Source organism: Asaia sp. BMEF1, from assembly GCF_051628905.1.
GTDB lineage: Bacteria > Pseudomonadota > Alphaproteobacteria > Acetobacterales > Acetobacteraceae > Asaia.
In genome coordinates, this window is record NZ_CP157575.1 from 2060646 (window position 1) to 2079854 (window position 19209).

Genomic DNA, 19209 nt, shown 5'->3' on the forward strand with positions numbered 1-19209 from the left:
GTATTCTCACGCCAAGGCGTTGCGCCGCGACAGCGGGCTTGGTGGGAAAGGCGTCAGCGCTTTTCCTTTACGCTCGCTTGTCCTTCGCGAAACCGGTCGAAATGCAGCCCGGATCCTGCGTGGGTGATCTGAGAGCGGGCGGGAAGCAGATAGACCCGGTGGTTGGGATAATCGAACAACACGATATGCGACTGGAAAAAATCGACGCCTAGCATACCGACGCCCAGATCGGTCTGCGCAAAGACGGGCATACCGTCCAGTGAGATATTGCCTATTCTGGAGTCTTTGAGCGTCGTTCGATGAAGCAGGGAATGCAGTGCCCCATAGACGGCGACTGCCGAGCTGTGCGTGTCTTTTTCAGCATCTTCTTTTGGTACGTTCAGCCAGCTTGCGGGGAGCGTTGTGACGGGCACGTCTGAATCGAGTGTCAGCTCCCGTTTTTTGCCGTCGATCTGCCCGATAACGGAATCATTGCCCGAGAGCGGCAGAGCCTGAGCGCCGGAGCCAATGAACTCAGAAGGCGCTTTGGCGCAGGCTTCATCCTGCCGAAAGCGGATCAGGGCGAAAACGCCGTGGGGCATGTCGAGCAGCACGGCGAGGTTTTCAAAAAAGACACTGCCAACTGTACCGATCAGGGGACGTGTGCCGATCTGCTGCATCGGATAATCGTCGAGTCGGATCATGTCGGGTGTTTGCAGATCGAGCGCGCCCAGCTTGAGCTGTCCCGCCTTGATGACGGGGCGCGTTTCGGTATGCACGCGATTTGTCAAAATTGAGAGCGTCTTATGCGTGTCTTCTGTTTCGAAGCCCTCCATGTCGCCCACATAGAGCGCGTCGAAGGCGCTGGAGAAATAAAGGGCGATTTCCTTTCCATCCAGTGTGGCAGGCAGAATCGGTGAATCGCCCCGACCACCCAGAAGCGGCAGGGTAACAGCGCCATCGATACAGTCCGGTTTTTCCTGCGCAAGAACCGGGTCCGATCCGAACACCGCAAAAGCTGCGATAACCGCACCGAAACGTGCCGTCTTATTCATCGAAGCTGGCTGTCCTTGCTGCCGCGGCGATTGATGCCGGTAAAGACCGGGCGGCTGTCGCGGGCGCTTTGGCAGGCAATGCAGAGTTTCACGCCCGGCACGGCGCGCCGTCGCGCCAAGGGAATGGGCTCTTCGCATTCGATGCAATCCTCGGCGCTGTCCCCTTTTGGCATGGCATGGCGCGCGCGGTTGACGGCATCGGCAATCGTATCGTCGATCTGGTCCTGGACGGCTCCATCGGGAGCCCAGCCGGTCGCCATGAGCGTCTCCTGTTCTGTCTCGGCAGTCTTTGGATATTGCGATGGCAGGGCCGGTATAAAAGGCGCTGACAGCCGGTTTTCATCAGTCGATGGGCAGCTTTTTGCTAGTGGTTCTGCCGCGCACTGAACCCGTGACGCTTCCCGTCGTTCACGAGAAAGGGAGGCAGGACGGATGACTCGATCGGGGGAAGACCAGAGCGGCAGCACGATAACGCCACTTCCCGTACAGGCGTTGCTCGATCCGGTTCAGGCGGCGGCTCATCTTGGCCTTGCTCCTGGTCTTTTTCGTGCGTTGCGTTTCTTTCGTTGTGGGCCGTCGCGGCTGATGCTGCGTGGCAAAGCTTTCTACCGTCGTGTCGAACTCGACAAGCTGCGTCAGGACTGGTGTATGGCGGTGCAGGTCAGCCCGGAAAACCGTCTGGCTGTCCGACCCGCTCCTGATTTGCGGCACAGGGCCGATAGCGAAGAAGAGCCTCTAGACCCTCTGATGCGTCTGCTGGCGTTGCGCGCGATACGCCACCGTATCGTGGTGTCGATTTTCTGGACGATGGGGATTATCGGCGGCGCGATCTGTCTCATTCTCTATTGAATCAGCTTACGAGGGTGGCCCGGTATCAGCCCCGATATTTCAAGGATCAATCCAATGCGTACGCGCCTTTTTGCCTCGACCCTTATCGGTTCCCTTACCTGCAATGCTGCGCTTCTGGTGCTGGCGCGCAAGCGTGGCCTAAGCGCGGCTCAGGGTGTCAATTGCACGGCCCATTGGTTGGCCGGGCCCAATGCGGCTGAAGTCAGAGACTTCGACCTGAAACACAGCGCGACGGGCATGGCTACGAATGTAGCCGCCTTGCTGTTCTGGTCCGTATTCTATGATCTGGCATTGGGCAGAAAGCCCAGCCGCGCTCGGGCGTTCCTGGTAACGCTTGCAGTCGGGCCGGTGGCGGCGCTCGCCGATTACAAGGCGACGCCCAAGCGTTTTACCCCAGGCTGGGAGCTGGTTTTTTCCAGAAAGGAGATGGCTCTGGTCTACGCTGCCATGGTGGCTGGCATGGCGATGGGTGTCAGACGCACCCGCTGAAATCTTCTTCGTGAGGGGGGGGCGACGAGGATCCCCCACAGTCTTCAGGGCGCTGCGGCCTGCGAGCCAGCCGGGGGCAAAACGCCCCCGGATGAAAATCAGGCTGTGCCACCAATCGTGAGACCCGCCAGTTTCAAGGTGGGTTGTCCCACCCCGACCGGCACACCCTGACCGGCCTTGCCGCATGTGCCGATACCGGGATCGAGTGCGACGTCCTGACCGATCATCGAGATCTTGTTCATGGCGTCGAAGCCATTGCCGATAAGCGTTGCGCCTTTCACCGGGCGCGTCACCTTGCCGTCTTCGATCAGATAGGCCTCCGACATCGCAAAGACGAACTTGCCCGACGTGATATCCACTTGACCGCCACCGAAATCGACTGCGTAGAGACCGCGCTTTGTCGAGCGGATCATCTCTTCTGTCGTGGCCTCGCCGCCGAGCATCAGCGTGTTGGTCATGCGCGGCAGGGGCACATGGGCGTAGGATTGTCGGCGCCCGTTGCCGGTCGGGGCAACGCCCATGAGGCGAGCGTTCAGACGGTCCTGAATGAAGCCGCGCAAAATGCCGTCCTCGATCATGACCGTTCTGCCGGAAGGGGTGCCTTCATCGTCGATGGTCAGCGAGCCACGCCCTTCGGCCAGCGTGCCGTCATCGACGACCGTGACGCCGGGAGCGGCGACGCGTTTGCCGACCATGTCGCTGAAATTGGATGTGCCCTTGCGGTTGAAATCGCCTTCGAGCCCGTGACCGACCGCCTCATGTAGCAGAATGCCCGGCCAGCCCGGGCCGAGAACCACATCCATCTCGCCCGCAGGGGCAGGGCTGGCATCGAGACTCACCCTGGCACGGCGCACGGCTTCATCGACCGCTTCCTGCCAGGTTTCGCGGCCCAGAAGACGCGAGAGCATATAGCGGCCGCCCATGCCGCGGCTGCCGCTTTCACGCCGGCCGTCACGCTCGAGCACGACTGAGATATTCAGCCGCACCAGTGGCCGCAGATCCGCCGTCCGAAAGCCTGAATCGCGCATGATCTGCACGGCCTGCCATTCGGTGGCGATACTGGCCGAGACCTGCACCACCTCGGGGCCGATGCCACGTGCATAGGCGTCGATTTCCCCCAGAACGGCCGCGCGTGCTGCAAAATCCGTGTCGCTCAGTGGGCTTTCTGGCGCGTAGAGCCGACGGTTGGTGGCCTGAGGCGGGGCAGAAAGTGTGCCGCTGCGCCCCTGACGCACGACAGAAACCGCGCCAGCCGCCCGTTCGAGCGCGCTTTTGCTGATCTCGTCGGAATGGGCGAAGCCGGTCTCCGGGCCTATGACCGATCGAAGACCGAAACCCGATGACGTATCGAAACTGGCAGAACGGATAACGCCATCATCGAGCAGAATCGACTCGCTCTCGCGGTATTCGAGGAAAAGCTCGCCGTCTTCGATGCCATCGAGCGATTTCGTAACGATTTTCTCTGCTTCGTCGCGTGTGAGCGTACTGTCGGCCCGTTCGAAAAACAGGCGATCCGTCACGGCGAGGGCGGAGAGGGGCGCATCTTCGGCATAAATCGGCATGGGTACGAAAAGCTCCTTCTTGAGCCCTGACACATGGCGCGTCCCGCCGTCGAATGCGAGGGGAAAGCCACCTTAAGTCTGAAAAAGACAATCCTTATCGGGCAAGGCGTGCATTCAGGGCGATAAAGATCATCAGCAGGGCAATGAGAGAAAAGGCGGTTGTCAGGCTGCTAAGATGCGCCACGGCCCCGACCAGCGCCGGTCCTGCCAGAATGCCCGCATAGCCCATGGTCGTAATCGCTGCGACGGCGGCATTGGTCTTCATGGCTGTCTGCTTGCCTGTTGAGGCGTAAAGTACCGGCACGATATTGGCGCAGCCCAACCCGATCAGCACGAACCCGCCAAGCAGGCTGGCCGGATTGGGGCCGAATACCACCAGGGCGAAGCCCAGCGCCGCGCAGAGCGCGCCACCGGCCACGATCAGCACCGGACCGGCCTTGGCGACGACGCGGTCGCCCGTCAGGCGGCCGAAGGTCATGGCTATGGCAAAAACGGCGTAGCCCCAGCCCGGTGTGATGTCGAAAGAAGCGCGCTCGCCTGCAAGATAGACGCCGCCCCAGTCGAGAACGGCCCCTTCGCCCAGAAAGGCGATGCAGGTCAGAAGCCCGAGCAGCCATACGATGCCTCGTGGCAGGCCGAAGCCCGACCCGCCCCCCGGCTCGGGTCGGTTCAGCAGGCCGCGCCATGCGGCGCTGAAAACACCGATCATGCCCAACTGGCCAATCAGCACGCTGACCCAGGCTTGCGCCTCTATCAAGGCCATAAGCTGCGGCCCGGCGGCCCCTGCCGCGCCGCCAATGCTGAAAAAGGCGTGAAACCCCGATAGCATCGGCCTGCCGCTTTGTTTCTCCACATCGACGGCCTGAATATTCATGGCAGTTTCCACCGCGCCTAACCCCATGCCGAGACCGAACACACAGGCCGCCAGAAGCGGCACGGCATGGAGCAGGGCAAGTGGCATGAGCAGCGTTCCGGCAAGGCCCAGCCCGCCCGTCGCGACAACGCGACACCCCCAGCGGCTGACAAATTGCCCTGCTAGAGGCATGCCGATGATCGACCCTATGCCCAGGCAAAGAAGCAGCAATCCGAGTTCGCCATCATTGAGAACGGCATGGTGCTTCACCACAGGAACGAGGCAGGACCAGAGGGCCGAGACGACGCCTACCAGAAAAAAGACGGCACGAGTGCTGTTTTGCAACCTCTTCAATGCTGTCCTGTTCATCTGACATTCCCCTTTTTTGGCATTTGTGGCGTCGAGGGAGAGCAGAGCGCCACAAAACCTCACGGGGCTCGAGTCACATCTGTGACAGGATGTCGCCTCAAACCCGTGGTCAGAGAAGGCAGGTCCGACTGGAACGGGCTGGAATTCAAGGAGACCGCATGACGAGACACCGCCTTTCCTTCTCGCATTTCCTGCTACTCGGCGCCTCGCTGGTTGTCCTTGGCGCGTCGTCAGGGTCTGCCATGGCGCAGGCTGCCGAACAGGGGCAACCGACAGCACAAGACAGGCAGGCATCACCGGCGGCGGCGTCCTTGGGCGCAGCGCCCAACGCCAGGCCTGATTCAGCGGACGGTGCTGCATCGGCCCAGGCCACCGGCCCGGCTACAGGCCCACGCGAAACTGTAGCGAGCGAGGCGGCGCAATCTCTTCATGTGGCCTCTGTGCCTCAGGATCTGCGATCGCCCTCCATTGCGATGGGTGGCCTGTTCGCAGCGATCGGCGGCGCGCATCTGGCCCCGGATTTCAAGACGATTGCGGATTCACGCCCCGATGAGGCGCCTGCGAAGCTGCTTCAGGACTGGGAGGCGCAGCGCAGGCATCCCGATTTCAGCATCAAGGCCTTTTACGCCCAGCATTTCTCGCCGCCGCTTCGGCGCGATGTCTCTTATCGTCGCAAGGCGGATGAAAATATCTACGACTATATTCAGGGTATGTGGGGCGTGCTGACACGCCAGCCCGACAGGCCGATGGCGTATTCATCGCTTCTGCCTCTGCCCTATGCCTATGTCGTGCCAGGCGGCCGCTTTTCGGAGCTGTATTACTGGGACACCTATTTCACGATGATCGGCCTCTACGAGACCGGGCAATGGGATCTGCTGCGCGGCATGATCAAGGACATGGCATCGCTGATCGATCGTTATGGCCATATCCCCAACGGTACGCGCACCTATTATCTGAGCCGTTCCGAGCCGCCCTTCTTCTCTCTGATGGTCGATCTTCTGGCGCAGCATGACGGACAGGGCGCCTATCGCGATTTCCTGCAGGAATTGCAGAAGGAATATGATTACTGGATGGAAGGCGCCGACACGCTCAAGCCGGGTCAGGCCTATCGTCATCTGGTACGCCTTTCCGATGGCACGCTGCTTTTGCGCCACTGGGACGATCTCGATACGCCGCGCGACGAGAGCTATCCCGAAGATGTCGCGACAGCTGCCCGTGCCAGCACACGCGCGCCCTCGGAAGTCTATCGCGACCTGCGCGCCGGGTCCGAAACGGGCTGGGATTTTTCGTCGCGCTGGCTTGCTGACGGGCGCACCCTCGCCACCATTCATACTACCGATCTTGCCCCGATCGAGGTCAATTGCCTGATCGTGCATCTCGAACAGACGCTTGAGCATGGCTACGCCCTGACCGGTCAGCGCAAACTTGCACGGCTTTACGGCCAGCGTGCCGATGAGCGTACGGCCATCGTCAGGCGCATTTTCTGGAACGATGAGAAAGGCGCGTTCTACGATTATGACTGGCGCAAGGGGCAATCGACCGAGGTGCTCTCGGCCGCGACCGCCATGCCGCTTTTTCTGCGTCTGGCCTCGCAGGATCAGGCGATGGCGGTGGCCGACACCATCAAGGCGCGTCTGCTTCGGCCCGGCGGTATCATGGCGACCGATCATGAGAGCGGCCAGCAATGGGATGCCCCCAATGGCTGGGCGCCGGAAGAGTGGATGGCCATCAAGGGGCTCAACAACTACGGAGCGAGCGATCTGGGCGAGACGATTGCCAGACGCTGGATGGCTCGGGTGATCGGCACCTATGAGAAATCGGGCGTGCTGTTAGAAAAATATGACGTGGAATCGCCCGGTATCAGCGCCACGGGTGGCAAGGGTGGCGGCGAATATCCCATGCAGATCGGGTTCGGCTGGACCAATGGCACGTTGCTCGGGCTGATGCGCCGCTATCCCGGTGACACGGAACAAATTCTCAAGCACAACCCACTGGCCAGCCAGGCGCCGATAGACGTTCTGCCTCCAAGCGATCCCTATAGCGCCGTTGGCCCGCAGGTCTCGCCGGCGGCGCCTGCCAAACCTGCGGGAGATGTCGAGACTGGAGGGGCATCAGGCACCTCCAGCAAGTCGGGGACGACGGTTCCAGACAAGGCTGCAACAGGCGAGGCCGGCCCCGAAAAAGCCGTGCCTGGAAAAACGGCCTCCGAAACTTCAGGAACGCCGCAGGAAGCCCCTCTAAACCAACGCGTACCTACGGCTAAAATGACAGCGTATCAGCCCTCCTGAGGGCTGAAGTGGCGCGCGAGGCGGTCGAGGGCCTCGCGCAGAACGCTCTCGGTCTTGCAGAAAGCAAAGCGGATGAGATGGCGTGGCGGCTCTGCTCCCTGCGGGTCGTAGAAGGCCGAGACCGGAATAGCGGCAACGCCCGCCTGCGTCACCAGATCACGGCAGAATGCGACGTCATCGCGGCCCTTGGCGTGAGCGGTAATATCGGCCACCACGAAATAGCTGCCATCGGCGGGAAGAGTGACAAAGCCGAGTTCCTGCAGCCCTTGGGCAAACAGATCGCGTCTGGCCCGCAGGCTGTCGGAGAGCGCAGTGAAGAACGACTCTCCCAGATCCAGTCCCTTTGCCACAGCGCGCTGAAGATTGGGCGCGCTCGAGAAGGCGATGATCTGATGCGCCTTGGCAATCACGGCGGTCAGGGCCGGGCAGGCAGTGATATAGCCGATTTTCCACCCCGTGACCGAGAAGCTCTTTCCCGCGCTGCCGATACGTATGGCGCGTTCCCGCATTCCTGGGCGCGTCATGAGGGGGATATGCTTCACGCCGAAGGTCAGGTGCTCATACACCTCGTCACACAGGGCGTAGCAATCATGGGCCAGTACAAGCGAGGCGATCAGATCGAGTTCCTGCGCGGTGAACACCTTGCCGCTCGGGTTCATCGGCGAGTTGAGCACGATCAGCTTGGTCTTTTCCGAAAATGCGGCGCGCAGGGCGTCTTCCGGCAGATGCCAGTCCGGTGCCTCGACGCGCACGCAGCGCGGCACGGCGCCGAGCAGGCGGAGCACAGGCAGATAGGTATCGTATAGCGGCTCGATCAAGACGACCTCGTCGCCGGGTTCGATGAGCGCCATCAGGCTGACGGCCAATGCCTCTGTGGCGCCAGAAGTGACGATCACTTCCTGAGACGGGTCGATGTCGAGGCCGTAATCGCGCTTATTGGCGCGTGCCACCGCCTCTCGCAGTTCAGGCAGGCCGGTAAGCGGCGCATATTGATTGCGTCCGTCCTTCAGCGCCTTTGCCGCCTCGTCGATGAGTGTCGCCGGGCCTTCGGTGTCGGGGAAACCCTGCCCGAGATTGATGGCGCCATGGGCCATGGCAAGCTGGGACATCGTCGTGAAAATGGTGGTCGGCAAGGAGCCGAGAAACGCGTTGGAAGTTTTCATGCCGGGCCTGCGCTGCAATGGGACAAGGGCTGCAAAGGAATTTGGTATGATACCGGCATAATCCTGGCTGTAAAACGCCTTGGAGCATGCGTCTCGAAGGGGCGCCCCCCCGCGGAAGAGGGGTAGAGGGAGCATCAGTGCATCAAGGCGGCGGAATCCGGTCGTGATGGTGTTACGTGACCTCCATGCGCATCACAGTCGCGTGGGGCATCGGAAAAACCAGGGATGAGGGAATGACGCAATCCGATATGCTTTTTCCGTTGGTCTGTCATGCGTCGTTTTGATTTCGAAAGATGTTTGAGGGCCTCGCAAGGGTGAAAAGATTGCGGTTTTTCGTATGTAGTGCGTCGCAAAAAGCCTTTGGAATACTCGACAGTTCGCGAATCCTGTCCTAATCGTTTTGCAGCCGATCAGTGCGGCCCCTTGAGGCAGATACAGGTATTTGACAAATGGCGAAAAAAGCTCCAGCCGCGGCTTCCAAGGCTGCGTCTTCCCCGAATGCAGCCCATGCCAAGCCCGGCAAGCCGGATAGCGCCGCTGTAAAGCGCGTCTTCGAGCTGATGCAGGAACACTCGGTCGAACTGGTCGACCTGCGTTTCACCGATCCGAAGGGCAAGTGGCACCACACGACCCAGTGGCACACGACGATCGAAGAAGACACCTTCGTCGAAGGCTTCATGTTCGACGGTTCGTCAATCGCTGGCTGGAAGGCCATCAACGAATCCGACATGGTGCTCCTGCCCGACCCGACGACGGCCGTCATGGATCCTTTCTCGGCCAAGCCGCAGCTGATCCTGATCTGCGATATCGTTGAGCCTCGCACCGGCAATTACTACGCCCGTGACCCGCGCGCGACCGCCAAGGCAGCCGAAGCCTATCTGAAGACGACCGGTCTGGGCGACACGGCCTTCTTCGGTCCTGAAGCCGAGTTCTTCATTTTCGATAACGTGAAGTTCGGCACGGGCCCGAATTACGGCACGTACCAGCTCGACAGCATCGAAGGCCCCGATGCCTCGATGAAGGACTACCCCGAAGGCAATATGGGTCATCGTCCGGTGGTCAAGGGCGGTTACTTCCCGGTTGCCCCGGTCGATAGCGAAGGCGATCTGCGCGCCGAGATGCTCTCGACGATGGGCGAGATGGGCCTGCCGATCGAAAAGCACCACCATGAAGTGGCGCAGTCGCAGCATGAGCTGGGCACCAAATTTGCCACGCTGGTTCAGTCTGCCGACTTCATGCAGATCTACAAATACTGCGTGCACAACGTAGCTCATTCCTATGGCAAGACGGCCACGTTCATGCCGAAGCCCATCGCTGGCGATAACGGCTCGGGCATGCATGTGCATCAGTCGATCTGGCGCGACGGCAAGCCGCTTTTCGCCGGTGACAACTATGCCGGTCTGTCTGAAGATGCGCTGTTCTATATCGGTGGCATCATCAAGCACGCCAAGGCGCTGAACGCGTTCACGAACCCGTCGACCAACTCCTATAAGCGTCTGATCCCCGGCTTCGAAGCCCCGGTTCTGCTTGCTTACTCGGCAGCCAATCGTTCTGCTTCGTGTCGTATCCCGTATTCGGTCGGCCCGAAGGCAAAGCGTATCGAAGTCCGTTTCCCGGACCCGACTGCCAACCCGTATCTTGCTTTCGCAGCCATGCTGATGGCCGGTCTCGACGGTATCCGCAACAAGATCCACCCGGGCGAAGCCATGGACAAGGATCTGTACGAACTGCCGAAGGAAGAGCTGGCCCAGATCCCGACTGTCTGTGGTTCGCTGCGTGAAGCCCTTCAGGCCCTCGAAGTCGATTTCTCGTTCCTGCTCGAAGGCGACGTCTTCACCAAGGACCAGATCGAGAGCTACATCGAGCTGAAGTGGAAAGAAGTCTACAAGTTCGAACACACGCCGCACCCGGCCGAGTTCGAAATGTACTACTCGGTCTGATCCGAGAAAAAGCCCGGCTTTCGAGCCGGGCTTTTTTTATCCGCAGGCCGGTCCGGTCGAGCGTGAGAGGGAAATCGGTATCGATGCCTTATCCCGCATGAAAGATCTTGACGAATTCCTGTTTACCGTTGAAAAGCGACCCATCCATGCGTATGCCGGGTTAGCACAGTGGTAGTGCAGCGGTTTTGTAAACCGAAGGTCGGGGGTTCAAATCCCTCACCCGGCACCAGAAATCCTTATAAATCGAGCATTCTGGAGAAGCGCATCGAGAGAACGAACCGAGCACAGCGCATGGCATGCCGGATAAAACGCCGGATATAAATCAGCTAAGTTTTCGAGGGTAAAAACTATCACTCGGGTTGAGAGCGTTTTTACAGCAAGCCTCAAAGATGTAGAGACCGGTCTGCGCGTGCTGAGCCCAAACCGGTCTTATTTATTCGTTCGAAGGGGTGCGGATCGCTCTCTAAGCGCCTCATAGAGTTGCGCTGGTTCTAGAAGGATCTCTTTCAAGCCGCTGCGAACGCGAGCAGAATTGAGCGCCTGATGGCTCATAATCTGATGGGCCTCCAGCGTCTCCATAATCGCGTCTATGAGGGCTTTGTTCAGGTCCGGAGAATTCGCAAACTGCTCTTTGCTATTGCTCGCGGCCTGTTCGACAAGCATGGCATTTTCCAGCAGCTTACCCTTCAGGACACCATTCACATAAACGAGCTGGTCGTTTTCGCTTAATTCACCATCTGGATGATTTCCTCCAGAAGAGCTTTCTGCTTCTCCTGCAGAGAACCGCTACCGGTCGCGTTCATGGGAGGAAGTTTTTGAGAGTCACCTTGGTCGAGGTGCAATGGCAGCGTGCCCGTATTGCTAAGGCTGTGATGCGTCAAAGTAACCTTGGAGAGATCGACCTGATCTCGCTCGCGACCAAATTCGAGCAGGGGAATGAGACGCTTATAAAACATGAAGCGCTTCTCGATATCGGTATTTCCGTAGCCAAATATTTGCGACAGAAACGCGTAGAGCCGAATGAATGCGCCCATATCACCCTTGAACAAAATCAGGGCTTCTAGCGCATCGCGGGCGGCCTGAGCAGCAGATTCATCCTTCTGTGCCTCAGCTGCGGCCTTGGCGGCTTGGGCAGCTTTGTAACGCTTCAACAGTCGATCGGCGACCGGAGCTATTGCAGCCTGTAGCTGTGCCTGCGTGCCTTTGGGGTCTAACTCGACCTTCGCGACCAGCTCGACTTCGAAATCATCATACCAGTCTGCGGCGTCAAGCTTGGAACGCAGATCGAAAACCTTTTCCGGGTCGGTCGTCGCCTCAAGCTCTGCCGTCTCATAGTAGGTTTTGAATGCCTTCAGGACTTCGCCGGCATCATTCACGAAATCCAGAATGTAAGTCGTATCCTTTCCCGGGTATGCGCGATTGAGGCGAGACAAGGTCTGCACCGCCTGAATGCCACCGAGTTTCTTATCGACATACATGGCGCATAGAAGCGGCTGGTCGAATCCTGTCTTGAATTCATTGGCAACCAGCAGAAGATGGTAGTTCGGCTCCGCAAAGGCATCGCGAATATCGCGGCCTTTGAGACCGGGGTTGAGATTCTTGCTGGTCTCCGTAACGGGCGCTGGATAACTCTCCAGATCCTCAACCTCCCCCGAGAAAGCCACGAGAACGCCAAGCGGATAGTTCTGCTTCGTGATGTAGGCTCGTATGGCTTTCTGCCAGCGCACGGCTTCTTTCCGGCCTCAGGACCCATTGATTTGATGGCGGAGATCTGATTCAGGCTCTGTGAGGAGACTGAAGACGAGTGACCTGTATTGGCTGACGTAAGAACAGATGGATCGTTTGCGGCCCTTTTTCCCGAAGAGCCATGGCAAACCTCGCGTTGATGATCGTCGTGTGTTGAGCGGGATCATTTTCGTGAACAGAAATGGTCTGCGCTGGCGTGATGCGCCTCGGGAATACGGTCCACACAAGACGCTCTACAACCGCTGGAAGCGCTGGAGTGCTATGGGGATCTTCATCCGCATGATGGAGGGATTGGCTACTGGCAAGGCAGAGCCTCAGACAATCATGATTGATGCGACCTAATCTCAAGGCCCATCGCACGGCTTCGAGCCTGCGGTTAAAAAAGGGGGCCCAAGCCGTTTGATCGGGCGGACCAAAGGCGGGATGAATACGAAGCTGCATGCTGTCACTGACCGGAACGGACGTCCGCTCGACTTCTTCATGACAGTAGGTCAGATCAGTGATTATACTGGTGCCGCTGCCCTTCTGGGCAGTCTGCCATCAGCCGAATGGATGCTGGCAGACCGGGGCTATGACGCTGACTGGTTCAGGGATGCCCTGGAGGAGAAAGGGATCAAACCCTGTATTCCTGGCCGAAAATCTCGTTCAGAACCGGTCAAATAAGACAAACGGAAATACAAAAGACGCAACCGTATCGAGATCATGTTCGGCAGGCTCAAGGACTGGAGACGGGTCGCAACACGCTACGACAGATGCCCGACCGTCTTCTTCTCCGCAGTCTGCCTCGCCGCAACAGTCTTGTTTTGGCTATGAGGCCTGAGCCTAGACATCTTAATCGAAGCTCTGCAAAACCGAACATAGAAACATCGACGTCTCGATGCCCGTCTAGAACTCAAAAAAGCATTCATGTGAGAGCTTTAAAACGACCTCAGTTTTTTGTAAGTCCACTCCAAAATAGCGATGGCTGAAATCTGCTTTTGGCGCTAATCAGGCCGAACATTTGCGATCGCGTTCACTGCAAATGTGAGAAACACATTTTTGGGTTGACTTGCCCCTACACAACAAGTGACGAAAGGCCGGAATCCACGTGGCTACCATCGCCCTGGCGTCAAACGCATCCCTTCCTACATCCGCCATCGTGCCGGTTATACTTTCTGGTGGCTCAGGGAGCCGTCTATGGCCCATCTCACGTCGCAGCTTCCCTAAGCAATTCTGGCCCCTTCTGTCTGACAGAACGCTGCTTCAAGAAACTGCACTACGCGGCGCAGGCGTTGGCCTTGGGGCACCAATGATCGTGTGCAACGCTGAGCACCGTTTCATCATCTCCGAGCAACTTCGAGAAGCCGGCATCAAGAATGCACAGGTTATTCTTGAACCCATCGCCCGCAACTCTGCGCCAGCTATTGCGGCGGCAGCGCTCCTGACTGCCGAGAGCAACCCCGATGCCGTAATGTGGATCATGGCGGCAGATGCAGCCATCAGTGATGAAGAGGCCCTGCGAGCGTCCCTCTCGGCTGCCGTACAGGCTGCCATCGAAGGATACATCGTCACCTTCGGTATCCACCCGACAAAGCCGGAAACCGGCTATGGCTATATCGAACGTGGCGCCGAGATACACTCCATTGAAAACGTTTACCATGTCTCAAAATTTATCGAGAAACCGGACGCGGAGCGCGCAGCAGTTCTGGTGAAGGACGAGCGTTTTTCATGGAATTCTGGCATGTTCGTCGCACGTGCGTCCGTGATCCTTCAGGAAATCCAAGAGTTCGCTCCTGATGTTTATACCGCTGTGGCCAACTCCGTAAAAAATCGTGAAACCGACCTAGATTTCATCCGTCTCGCCGCTGCTGACTTCGCCAAGGCTCCTGATATTTCGATCGATTACGCAGTCGCGGAGCACACGAAGCTGGCCGCCGTGGTGCCTTCAGCATTTCAATGGTCGGACATCGGAAGCTGGGACGCTCTGTGGGAGCTTTCTCCTAAAGACGCCGATGGGAATGCAGTATATGGCGACGTATTTTTGGACAGCACCAAGAATTGCTATGTGCGGTCAAACGGTGTCGTAGCAACAGTTTGCGGCGTTGAGGACCTGATCGTCGTCGTCACAGAAGACGCTGTCATGGTGTCGCATAGGGAACGAGCTCAGGACGTCAAGAAAATGGTAGCACAATTGACTGCCGCTGATCGCCCCGAAGCTATCAACCACAATCGCATGTATCGTCCTTGGGGCTTCTACGAGAGCCTCATTCATGGTGATCGCTTTCAAGTCAAACGTATTCATGTAGAGCCAGGACATAAGCTCTCTTTACAGAAGCATTTTCATCGCGCCGAACATTGGGTCGTTGTCGCAGGAACTGCTCTGGTTACAAGAGACTGTAATGAGATAATTGTTCAAGAAAATGAAAGTATTTATCTTCCTTTAGGCGCGGTTCATCGCCTCGAAAATCCGGGAAAGATTGTACTCACACTTATAGAAGTTCAATCTGGCTCTTATCTGGGTGAAGATGATATTCTGAGACTTGATGATATCTATTCGAGAGTTTGATATCGTTTTATATAAAAACGTCCAGAAAAGATGGTTATAAAAAATCCGCCGCCTGTCAAATGGCTCTACTAATATCTGACGCATCGTGAATAGATGCCGATCTACTGCCGCTATAAAGTCCATGAGTTTACCGAGGGATGGTCTCGTATCGAGTAGCACTTGTGATCCATCCCTCGAGACGCAATCGTAAACCGCCGACCGAATGGCGGTCTTGTTGGCACCATTTCGCGCCCAGCTAGGGCCACCCGAAAACTCTCGCTATTACCTAGGGTAATTTGCATAGTGGCGCCTCCTCCTCTGCACGCACTATCTCGGTCAACGGCACCCAGCCATCCTCCCCCGATCATCATCGGAGATCTCGGTCTTTATCGTTCAACGCAACGCCGCACTTTACAGCGCAACCATATTTACTGGCTCAACACATGCACCCGATTGCGGGCAACGGTCTTAAAGCTGAGCATGCGAGCCAATTTTGTGCACAAAGTCGCTCATTACTTCCAGACCGCCCGTCTCAAGCAATGTTGAATGCGTTCCCTGCTGAGTCGTCCATATCTGTTTGGGTTCGGGGGCAGTATTGAATACGGCAAGACTCTGCGCCGGAGGCACCGTGGTATCGCGGAGCGTGCGCATTACGAGAAGCGGAACTTTCAGACCCGCGATGCGACCGAGCGTGTCGAACCGGTTTTTCAGCAATAGATGCACAGGCATATAAGGGTAACGCGACGAAGCAACATCGGCGATAGTGGTATAGGGCGCGTCGAGCACGAGCCCTGCAACTGGATGGGCGAGCGCGGTGCGCAGTGCAACATTGGTGCCGAGCGATTCGCCATAGAGAACGATCTGCCCAAGAGCAATGCCCCGATCTTGCACAAACCGTAATCCGGCAGCAGCGTCGAGCACAAGACCCGCCTCGCTCGGTGAACCCGGGTTACCAGCGTAACCACGATACTCGACTGCCAGCAGACCCATTCCTTTTTGGGTCAAAAGGGCAAAACGGCGCGCACGAGATGTAATTGAACCTGCATTTCCATGCAGATAGATCAGGATCGGCCCTCCCGAAGCTGGCGGCCTATAATAGGCTTTGATATCCAGGCCATCTGATGTGTGCAACGTCACCATGCGCGCGCCTGGAATGAGTGACGCCGGATCGCTGAGTGGCGTTGAGTCAGCAGGAAAAACAAGGCTGTCCTGCCTGACATACAGAAAAGCTGCGACGACGAGATAGACGGCAACGACACAGACGAAAAAGATCGTGAAATATCTGATCAAGATTTAGGATCTCGGAACGATTTGCTGGTGCGGGCGTAGTCAAAAAGATGTGACCTTCTGTGACCCGATTGTCGAGAGTCAGATCAATGAAATATTTATGGCCTCTCCCGCTTCTGCTGGCCTTTTTCGTAGCAGCAGCCTTGGTACAGGCGGCTGAAAAGCCAAACGAAAAACCTTTGCGGAGCTATCAGCATCTCTGGACCGACGATAACGGAATAAGTCATATCGCACGCTGTCCCGTTTCGAATTTCTTCCTGAAAAGTATGTCGCCTCCAGCCGGGCCGCAATGGCAAGACCCCATGGCGCCGCAGACAACAACACTCATGATGACCGTTCAACCCAGGCACTGGAACGGGGCTTGGCACCCTGACCCCAAGCCGCAATGGATCATTCCGCTCAAGGGACGCTGGTGGGTGCGCGCAATGGACGGAACACGCATCGAGATGGGACCGGGCGATATCCTTTTTGGCGAAGATCAGAATGTGCGCCCTTTGCCCGATGGCCCTTACAAGGGGGAGAAAGGACATGCTGCTGGCAATGTAGATGATGACGAGGTGACGCTTCTCGTCATCCAATCTGCAAATCCGCCAGAAATCAACAAACCATGCCGCTATTATTGAAGATCCACCCGTCACGCTGTGATCGCTTAACCCTCGATATTCGTGTCATCATGATGTCATGACCAAACGCCTGATTACCTCTATCGATGTTGCCCGGCTTGCTGGCGTCTCGCAATCGGCCGTTTCGAGGGCCTTCTCCTCGACTGCCAGCATTTCGCCGGAAACGAAGGAACGCGTCTTTCGGGCGGCCGAGACGCTTAATTACCGCCCCAACCGTATCCCCTCGATCATGCTGACAGGGCGTTCCGGCATGATCGGCATCATTGTGGGTGGGTTGCAAAATCCGCTATACGGCACTGCGCTGGAACAGCTCTCGGCAGGTATTCGCGACGCCGGTTTTCAGGTTTTACTCGTTCAGGTCATCGATTCCGTTACGCTCGATACGGCGATCGACCAGCTTGCCGGATATCGTGTGGATGCGCTCATCACCGCACTTGCGATCTGTTCGGAGAAAGCAGCTGTCGCACTCTCGGCGCTCGGTATACCCATCATCGCATTCAACTCCCCCCTGACGGGACCAGGCATTTCATCCGTACGATCAAACAACAGGGAATCCGGCCGCCTCGTCGCCAGGATGATGGTAGCCAAAAAAATCGAACGTCCTTTCTGGCTGGCTGGTCCGCCCCGCAATGCGGCGTCTCAGGCTAGAAAGGCAGGTTTTTTCGAGGGCTGTGCAGAAAATAATCTCTCTGTGACAACGCTGGACGGCGATGACAGCTACCAGAGCGGGTTCGATGCCGTCACCAAGGCTCTGACGGAAGAATACCGCCCGGACGGGTTGTTTTGCAGTAACGATCTGATGGGCTGCGGTGCGCTTGATGCCCTGCGCGATCGACCGGGCTACTCCTGTCCTGACAACGTGATGGTGGTCGGCTATGACAATATCCCGCAATCGGCATGGCAGGGCTATCGACTGAGCAGCTTCGACCAGCGCGCCGATGCCCTAGTGGCTGCGGCTCTCGATATCCTGACGCGATCCCTGGCAAGTCCGGAAGACCGTCATTCCGAAACCTGCGTCATCAAAGCCGATCTGGTTCTTCGGCGCAGCACGGAAAAACCGGTCTAACCGATAGATGGTCTGATCATGCGTGCTTCGGCTATGCGATCTGAACCATTTTGGCGAAGGATCTGATCCAGAACCCTACTGCAGCAAGGCTCGCGCCTGGCATCTACGCGCGAACGGCAGAGCCGGATCCATAGAGCGCCCATTCCGGATCGTCTAGACCGCCTTTCACCATATTCGTTTCACTTACCTGCCTGATTGAAAAGGCAGAGTGAACCAGATCTCAGGCAGATCGTATGAATCGGGCCCGAAGGCAGCGTGATCACTCAGGCGAAGGACACTACAGCCGGGAATCCGACCTCCCCGCCAGGCTTTTCATCTATCGGCCCAGCCTTCTGATGCAACCATTGTTCTTTGAGGCACTTTATTGCATAGCTATGCAATCAGCAGACTTGGCGCTGCTTTGCCCAGGAGGCTTCACATGACAGACCGTTCCTTCCGTTCGATTCTGACAGGCTCTTTCTCGACACCCTGCGCAAAAAACCCGACAGTCGCCATGATGGAGGCGGGTTATGCCAAAGCCGGGATTGACGCGCGTTATATCAATTGCGATGTCAAACCCGATAATCTCGCCGCCGCAATTGCGGGCGCCAAGGCCATGGAGTGGGCCGGGTTCAATTGCTCGATCCCGCATAAGATTGCCGTTCTCGACCATCTAGACGCGCTTGCCGAATCGGCAAAAATCATCGGTGCCGTCAATTGCGTGCAGATCCGAGACGGTGAGCTCACCGGCAATAATACTGACGGCAAAGGCTTCCTCGCCTCGCTACGCAAACTGGCCGATCCCAAGGGCAAAACTATTTTCCTTCTTGGAGCGGGCGGCGCCGCGCGTGCCATAGCCGTCGAACTTGCCCTTGCCGGCGCGCGCCACATCACTATTGCCAATCGCAGTGTCGAGAAGGCACAGGCCATTGCCAACCTCTTGGCCGAACACACCGAGTGCAACGCCGAAGCTCAGAGCTGGCCGGAAGGGCTGCACATCCCAGAAGGAGTGGACGTCCTCATCAACGCGACCTCGATAGGACTTGGCGATGCCGAAGCGCTTCCCCCTGTCGATACCAGCTCGCTGGGCAATGCCGGTATCGTCGCCGATGTCATTCCCAATCCGCCTATGACAAGATTGCTTCGTGAGGCAAAAGAGCAGGGATGCAAGACCCTCGATGGACTCGGCATGCTGGTCAATCAGGGTATCATCGGTGCGGAGCTGGTAGTGGGCGCCAAACTCGACGCCGGGATCATGGAAAAAACTCTGGCCGATATTTTTGGGGTTCAAGAGCCATAATATGATTGGCCTTCACTGAAGAAGGACGCGGCGCCTCCTGATCTATTCCTGGTCGGGAGCGGCCAACGAACTTGAACACTACAATTCTGGCACCCGTGCTCATTATGGTCTCAGTGCCGGCCGCCCCTTTGAGACGG

At 57.7% G+C, this 19209-nt stretch carries 16 protein-coding genes, 1 tRNA gene and 1 pseudogene; 10 read left to right on the plus strand and 8 right to left on the minus strand.

The features are described from left to right. Positions 1–53: 53 nt before the first annotated feature. Both ABHV46_RS09030 and ABHV46_RS09035 read right to left on the minus strand, forming a co-directional pair. Positions 54–1034, minus strand: coding sequence for a hypothetical protein (locus ABHV46_RS09030; RefSeq protein ID WP_438381195.1), 981 nt, complete (start codon positions 1032–1034; stop codon positions 54–56). After that, a complete protein-coding gene (locus ABHV46_RS09035; RefSeq protein WP_438381196.1) occupies positions 1031–1294 on the minus strand; it encodes a DksA/TraR family C4-type zinc finger protein in 264 nt (87 codons plus the stop codon). The genes ABHV46_RS09030 and ABHV46_RS09035 overlap by 4 nt, the downstream gene beginning before the upstream one ends. 172 nt (positions 1295–1466) lie before the next feature. On the opposite strand from ABHV46_RS09035, the gene ABHV46_RS09040 reads away from it, so the two are divergent. After that, positions 1467–1883: a hypothetical protein gene (locus tag ABHV46_RS09040; RefSeq protein ID WP_438381197.1), complete on the plus strand. Its 417-nt coding sequence runs from the start codon at positions 1467–1469 to the stop codon at positions 1881–1883. A 54-nt stretch (positions 1884–1937) separates the two neighbouring features. Continuing rightward, positions 1938–2372, plus strand: a complete 435-nt coding sequence (locus tag ABHV46_RS09045; protein ID WP_438381198.1) for a hypothetical protein — start codon at positions 1938–1940, stop codon at positions 2370–2372. A 98-nt stretch (positions 2373–2470) separates the two neighbouring features. On the opposite strand, the gene tldD is transcribed toward ABHV46_RS09045, so the two are convergent. Continuing rightward, a complete protein-coding gene (tldD, locus tag ABHV46_RS09050) occupies positions 2471–3934 on the minus strand; it encodes a metalloprotease TldD (protein WP_438381199.1) in 1464 nt (487 codons plus the stop codon). A 94-nt stretch (positions 3935–4028) separates the two neighbouring features. Next, positions 4029–5156 carry an MFS transporter gene (locus tag ABHV46_RS09055; protein WP_438381200.1) on the minus strand — a complete coding sequence of 376 codons (1128 nt, stop codon included), beginning with the start codon at positions 5154–5156 and terminating at the stop codon, positions 4029–4031. 158 nt (positions 5157–5314) lie between these two features. On the opposite strand from ABHV46_RS09055, the gene treF reads away from it, so the two are divergent. Continuing rightward, positions 5315–7444 carry an alpha,alpha-trehalase TreF gene (treF, locus tag ABHV46_RS09060; protein WP_438381201.1) on the plus strand — a complete coding sequence of 710 codons (2130 nt, stop codon included), beginning with the start codon at positions 5315–5317 and terminating at the stop codon, positions 7442–7444. Here treF and ABHV46_RS09065 read toward each other — a convergent pair. Next, on the minus strand, positions 7432–8607 hold the full coding sequence (locus tag ABHV46_RS09065; RefSeq protein WP_438381202.1) for an aminotransferase: 1176 nt from the start codon (positions 8605–8607) through the stop codon (positions 7432–7434). The two genes, treF and ABHV46_RS09065, sit on opposite strands and share 13 nt — an antisense overlap. Before the next feature lie 449 nt (positions 8608–9056). Between ABHV46_RS09065 and glnA the strand changes: the two genes are divergently transcribed. Then, positions 9057–10547 carry a type I glutamate--ammonia ligase gene (gene glnA / locus ABHV46_RS09070; protein WP_438381203.1) on the plus strand — a complete coding sequence of 497 codons (1491 nt, stop codon included), beginning with the start codon at positions 9057–9059 and terminating at the stop codon, positions 10545–10547. A 154-nt stretch (positions 10548–10701) separates the two neighbouring features. Continuing rightward, positions 10702–10776, plus strand: a tRNA-Thr gene (locus ABHV46_RS09075). A 200-nt stretch (positions 10777–10976) separates the two neighbouring features. On the opposite strand, the gene ABHV46_RS09080 is transcribed toward ABHV46_RS09075, so the two are convergent. Together ABHV46_RS09080 and ABHV46_RS09085 are read right to left on the minus strand one after the other, a co-directional pair. Further along, positions 10977–11210 (minus strand): hypothetical protein, encoded by a 234-nt coding sequence (locus ABHV46_RS09080; protein ID WP_438381204.1) that lies wholly within the window; start codon positions 11208–11210, stop codon positions 10977–10979. A gap of 62 nt (positions 11211–11272) precedes the next feature. Further along, positions 11273–12274 (minus strand): type I restriction enzyme subunit R domain-containing protein, encoded by a 1002-nt coding sequence (locus ABHV46_RS09085; RefSeq protein WP_438381205.1) that lies wholly within the window; start codon positions 12272–12274, stop codon positions 11273–11275. A 106-nt stretch (positions 12275–12380) separates the two neighbouring features. On the opposite strand from ABHV46_RS09085, the pseudogene ABHV46_RS09090 reads away from it, so the two are divergent. Both ABHV46_RS09090 and ABHV46_RS09095 read left to right on the plus strand, forming a co-directional pair. Next, a pseudogene (locus ABHV46_RS09090) lies at positions 12381–13106 on the plus strand (IS5 family transposase). A gap of 274 nt (positions 13107–13380) precedes the next feature. Then, a complete protein-coding gene (locus tag ABHV46_RS09095; RefSeq protein WP_438381206.1) occupies positions 13381–14838 on the plus strand; it encodes a mannose-1-phosphate guanylyltransferase/mannose-6-phosphate isomerase in 1458 nt (485 codons plus the stop codon). Between the two features lie 447 nt (positions 14839–15285). On the opposite strand, the gene ABHV46_RS09100 is transcribed toward ABHV46_RS09095, so the two are convergent. Next, positions 15286–16107 carry an alpha/beta hydrolase gene (locus tag ABHV46_RS09100; protein ID WP_438381207.1) on the minus strand — a complete coding sequence of 274 codons (822 nt, stop codon included), beginning with the start codon at positions 16105–16107 and terminating at the stop codon, positions 15286–15288. Positions 16108–16193: 86 nt separating this feature from the next. On the opposite strand from ABHV46_RS09100, the gene ABHV46_RS09105 reads away from it, so the two are divergent. From ABHV46_RS09105 to aroE, 3 genes are all read left to right on the plus strand, one after another. After that, positions 16194–16727, plus strand: a complete 534-nt coding sequence (locus tag ABHV46_RS09105; RefSeq protein ID WP_438381208.1) for a cupin domain-containing protein — start codon at positions 16194–16196, stop codon at positions 16725–16727. A 58-nt stretch (positions 16728–16785) separates the two neighbouring features. Next, complete coding sequence (locus ABHV46_RS09110) at positions 16786–17793, plus strand: LacI family DNA-binding transcriptional regulator (protein WP_438381209.1); 1008 nt, start codon at positions 16786–16788, stop codon at positions 17791–17793. 418 nt (positions 17794–18211) lie between these two features. After that, complete coding sequence (aroE, locus tag ABHV46_RS09115) at positions 18212–19072, plus strand: shikimate dehydrogenase (RefSeq protein WP_438381210.1); 861 nt, start codon at positions 18212–18214, stop codon at positions 19070–19072. Positions 19073–19209: the final 137 nt, after the last annotated feature.

Excerpts from the sequence above, each read along its gene's own strand:
- ABHV46_RS09030 (WP_438381195.1), bottom strand. The coding sequence starts at position 1,034 with ATGAATAAGACGGCACGTTTCGGTGCGGTTATCGCAGCTTTTGCGGTG.
- ABHV46_RS09035 (WP_438381196.1), bottom strand. The coding sequence starts at position 1,294 with ATGGCGACCGGCTGGGCTCCCGATGGAGCCGTCCAGGACCAGATCGAC.
- ABHV46_RS09040 (WP_438381197.1), top strand. The coding sequence starts at position 1,467 with ATGACTCGATCGGGGGAAGACCAGAGCGGCAGCACGATAACGCCACTT.
- ABHV46_RS09045 (WP_438381198.1), top strand. The coding sequence starts at position 1,938 with ATGCGTACGCGCCTTTTTGCCTCGACCCTTATCGGTTCCCTTACCTGC.
- tldD (WP_438381199.1), bottom strand. The coding sequence starts at position 3,934 with ATGCCGATTTATGCCGAAGATGCGCCCCTCTCCGCCCTCGCCGTGACG.
- ABHV46_RS09055 (WP_438381200.1), bottom strand. The coding sequence starts at position 5,156 with ATGAACAGGACAGCATTGAAGAGGTTGCAAAACAGCACTCGTGCCGTC.
- treF (WP_438381201.1), top strand. The coding sequence starts at position 5,315 with ATGACGAGACACCGCCTTTCCTTCTCGCATTTCCTGCTACTCGGCGCC.
- ABHV46_RS09065 (WP_438381202.1), bottom strand. The coding sequence starts at position 8,607 with ATGAAAACTTCCAACGCGTTTCTCGGCTCCTTGCCGACCACCATTTTC.
- glnA (WP_438381203.1), top strand. The coding sequence starts at position 9,057 with ATGGCGAAAAAAGCTCCAGCCGCGGCTTCCAAGGCTGCGTCTTCCCCG.
- ABHV46_RS09080 (WP_438381204.1), bottom strand. The coding sequence starts at position 11,210 with ATGCTTGTCGAACAGGCCGCGAGCAATAGCAAAGAGCAGTTTGCGAAT.
- ABHV46_RS09105 (WP_438381208.1), top strand. The coding sequence starts at position 16,194 with ATGAAATATTTATGGCCTCTCCCGCTTCTGCTGGCCTTTTTCGTAGCA.
- ABHV46_RS09110 (WP_438381209.1), top strand. The coding sequence starts at position 16,786 with ATGACCAAACGCCTGATTACCTCTATCGATGTTGCCCGGCTTGCTGGC.
- aroE (WP_438381210.1), top strand. The coding sequence starts at position 18,212 with ATGACAGACCGTTCCTTCCGTTCGATTCTGACAGGCTCTTTCTCGACA.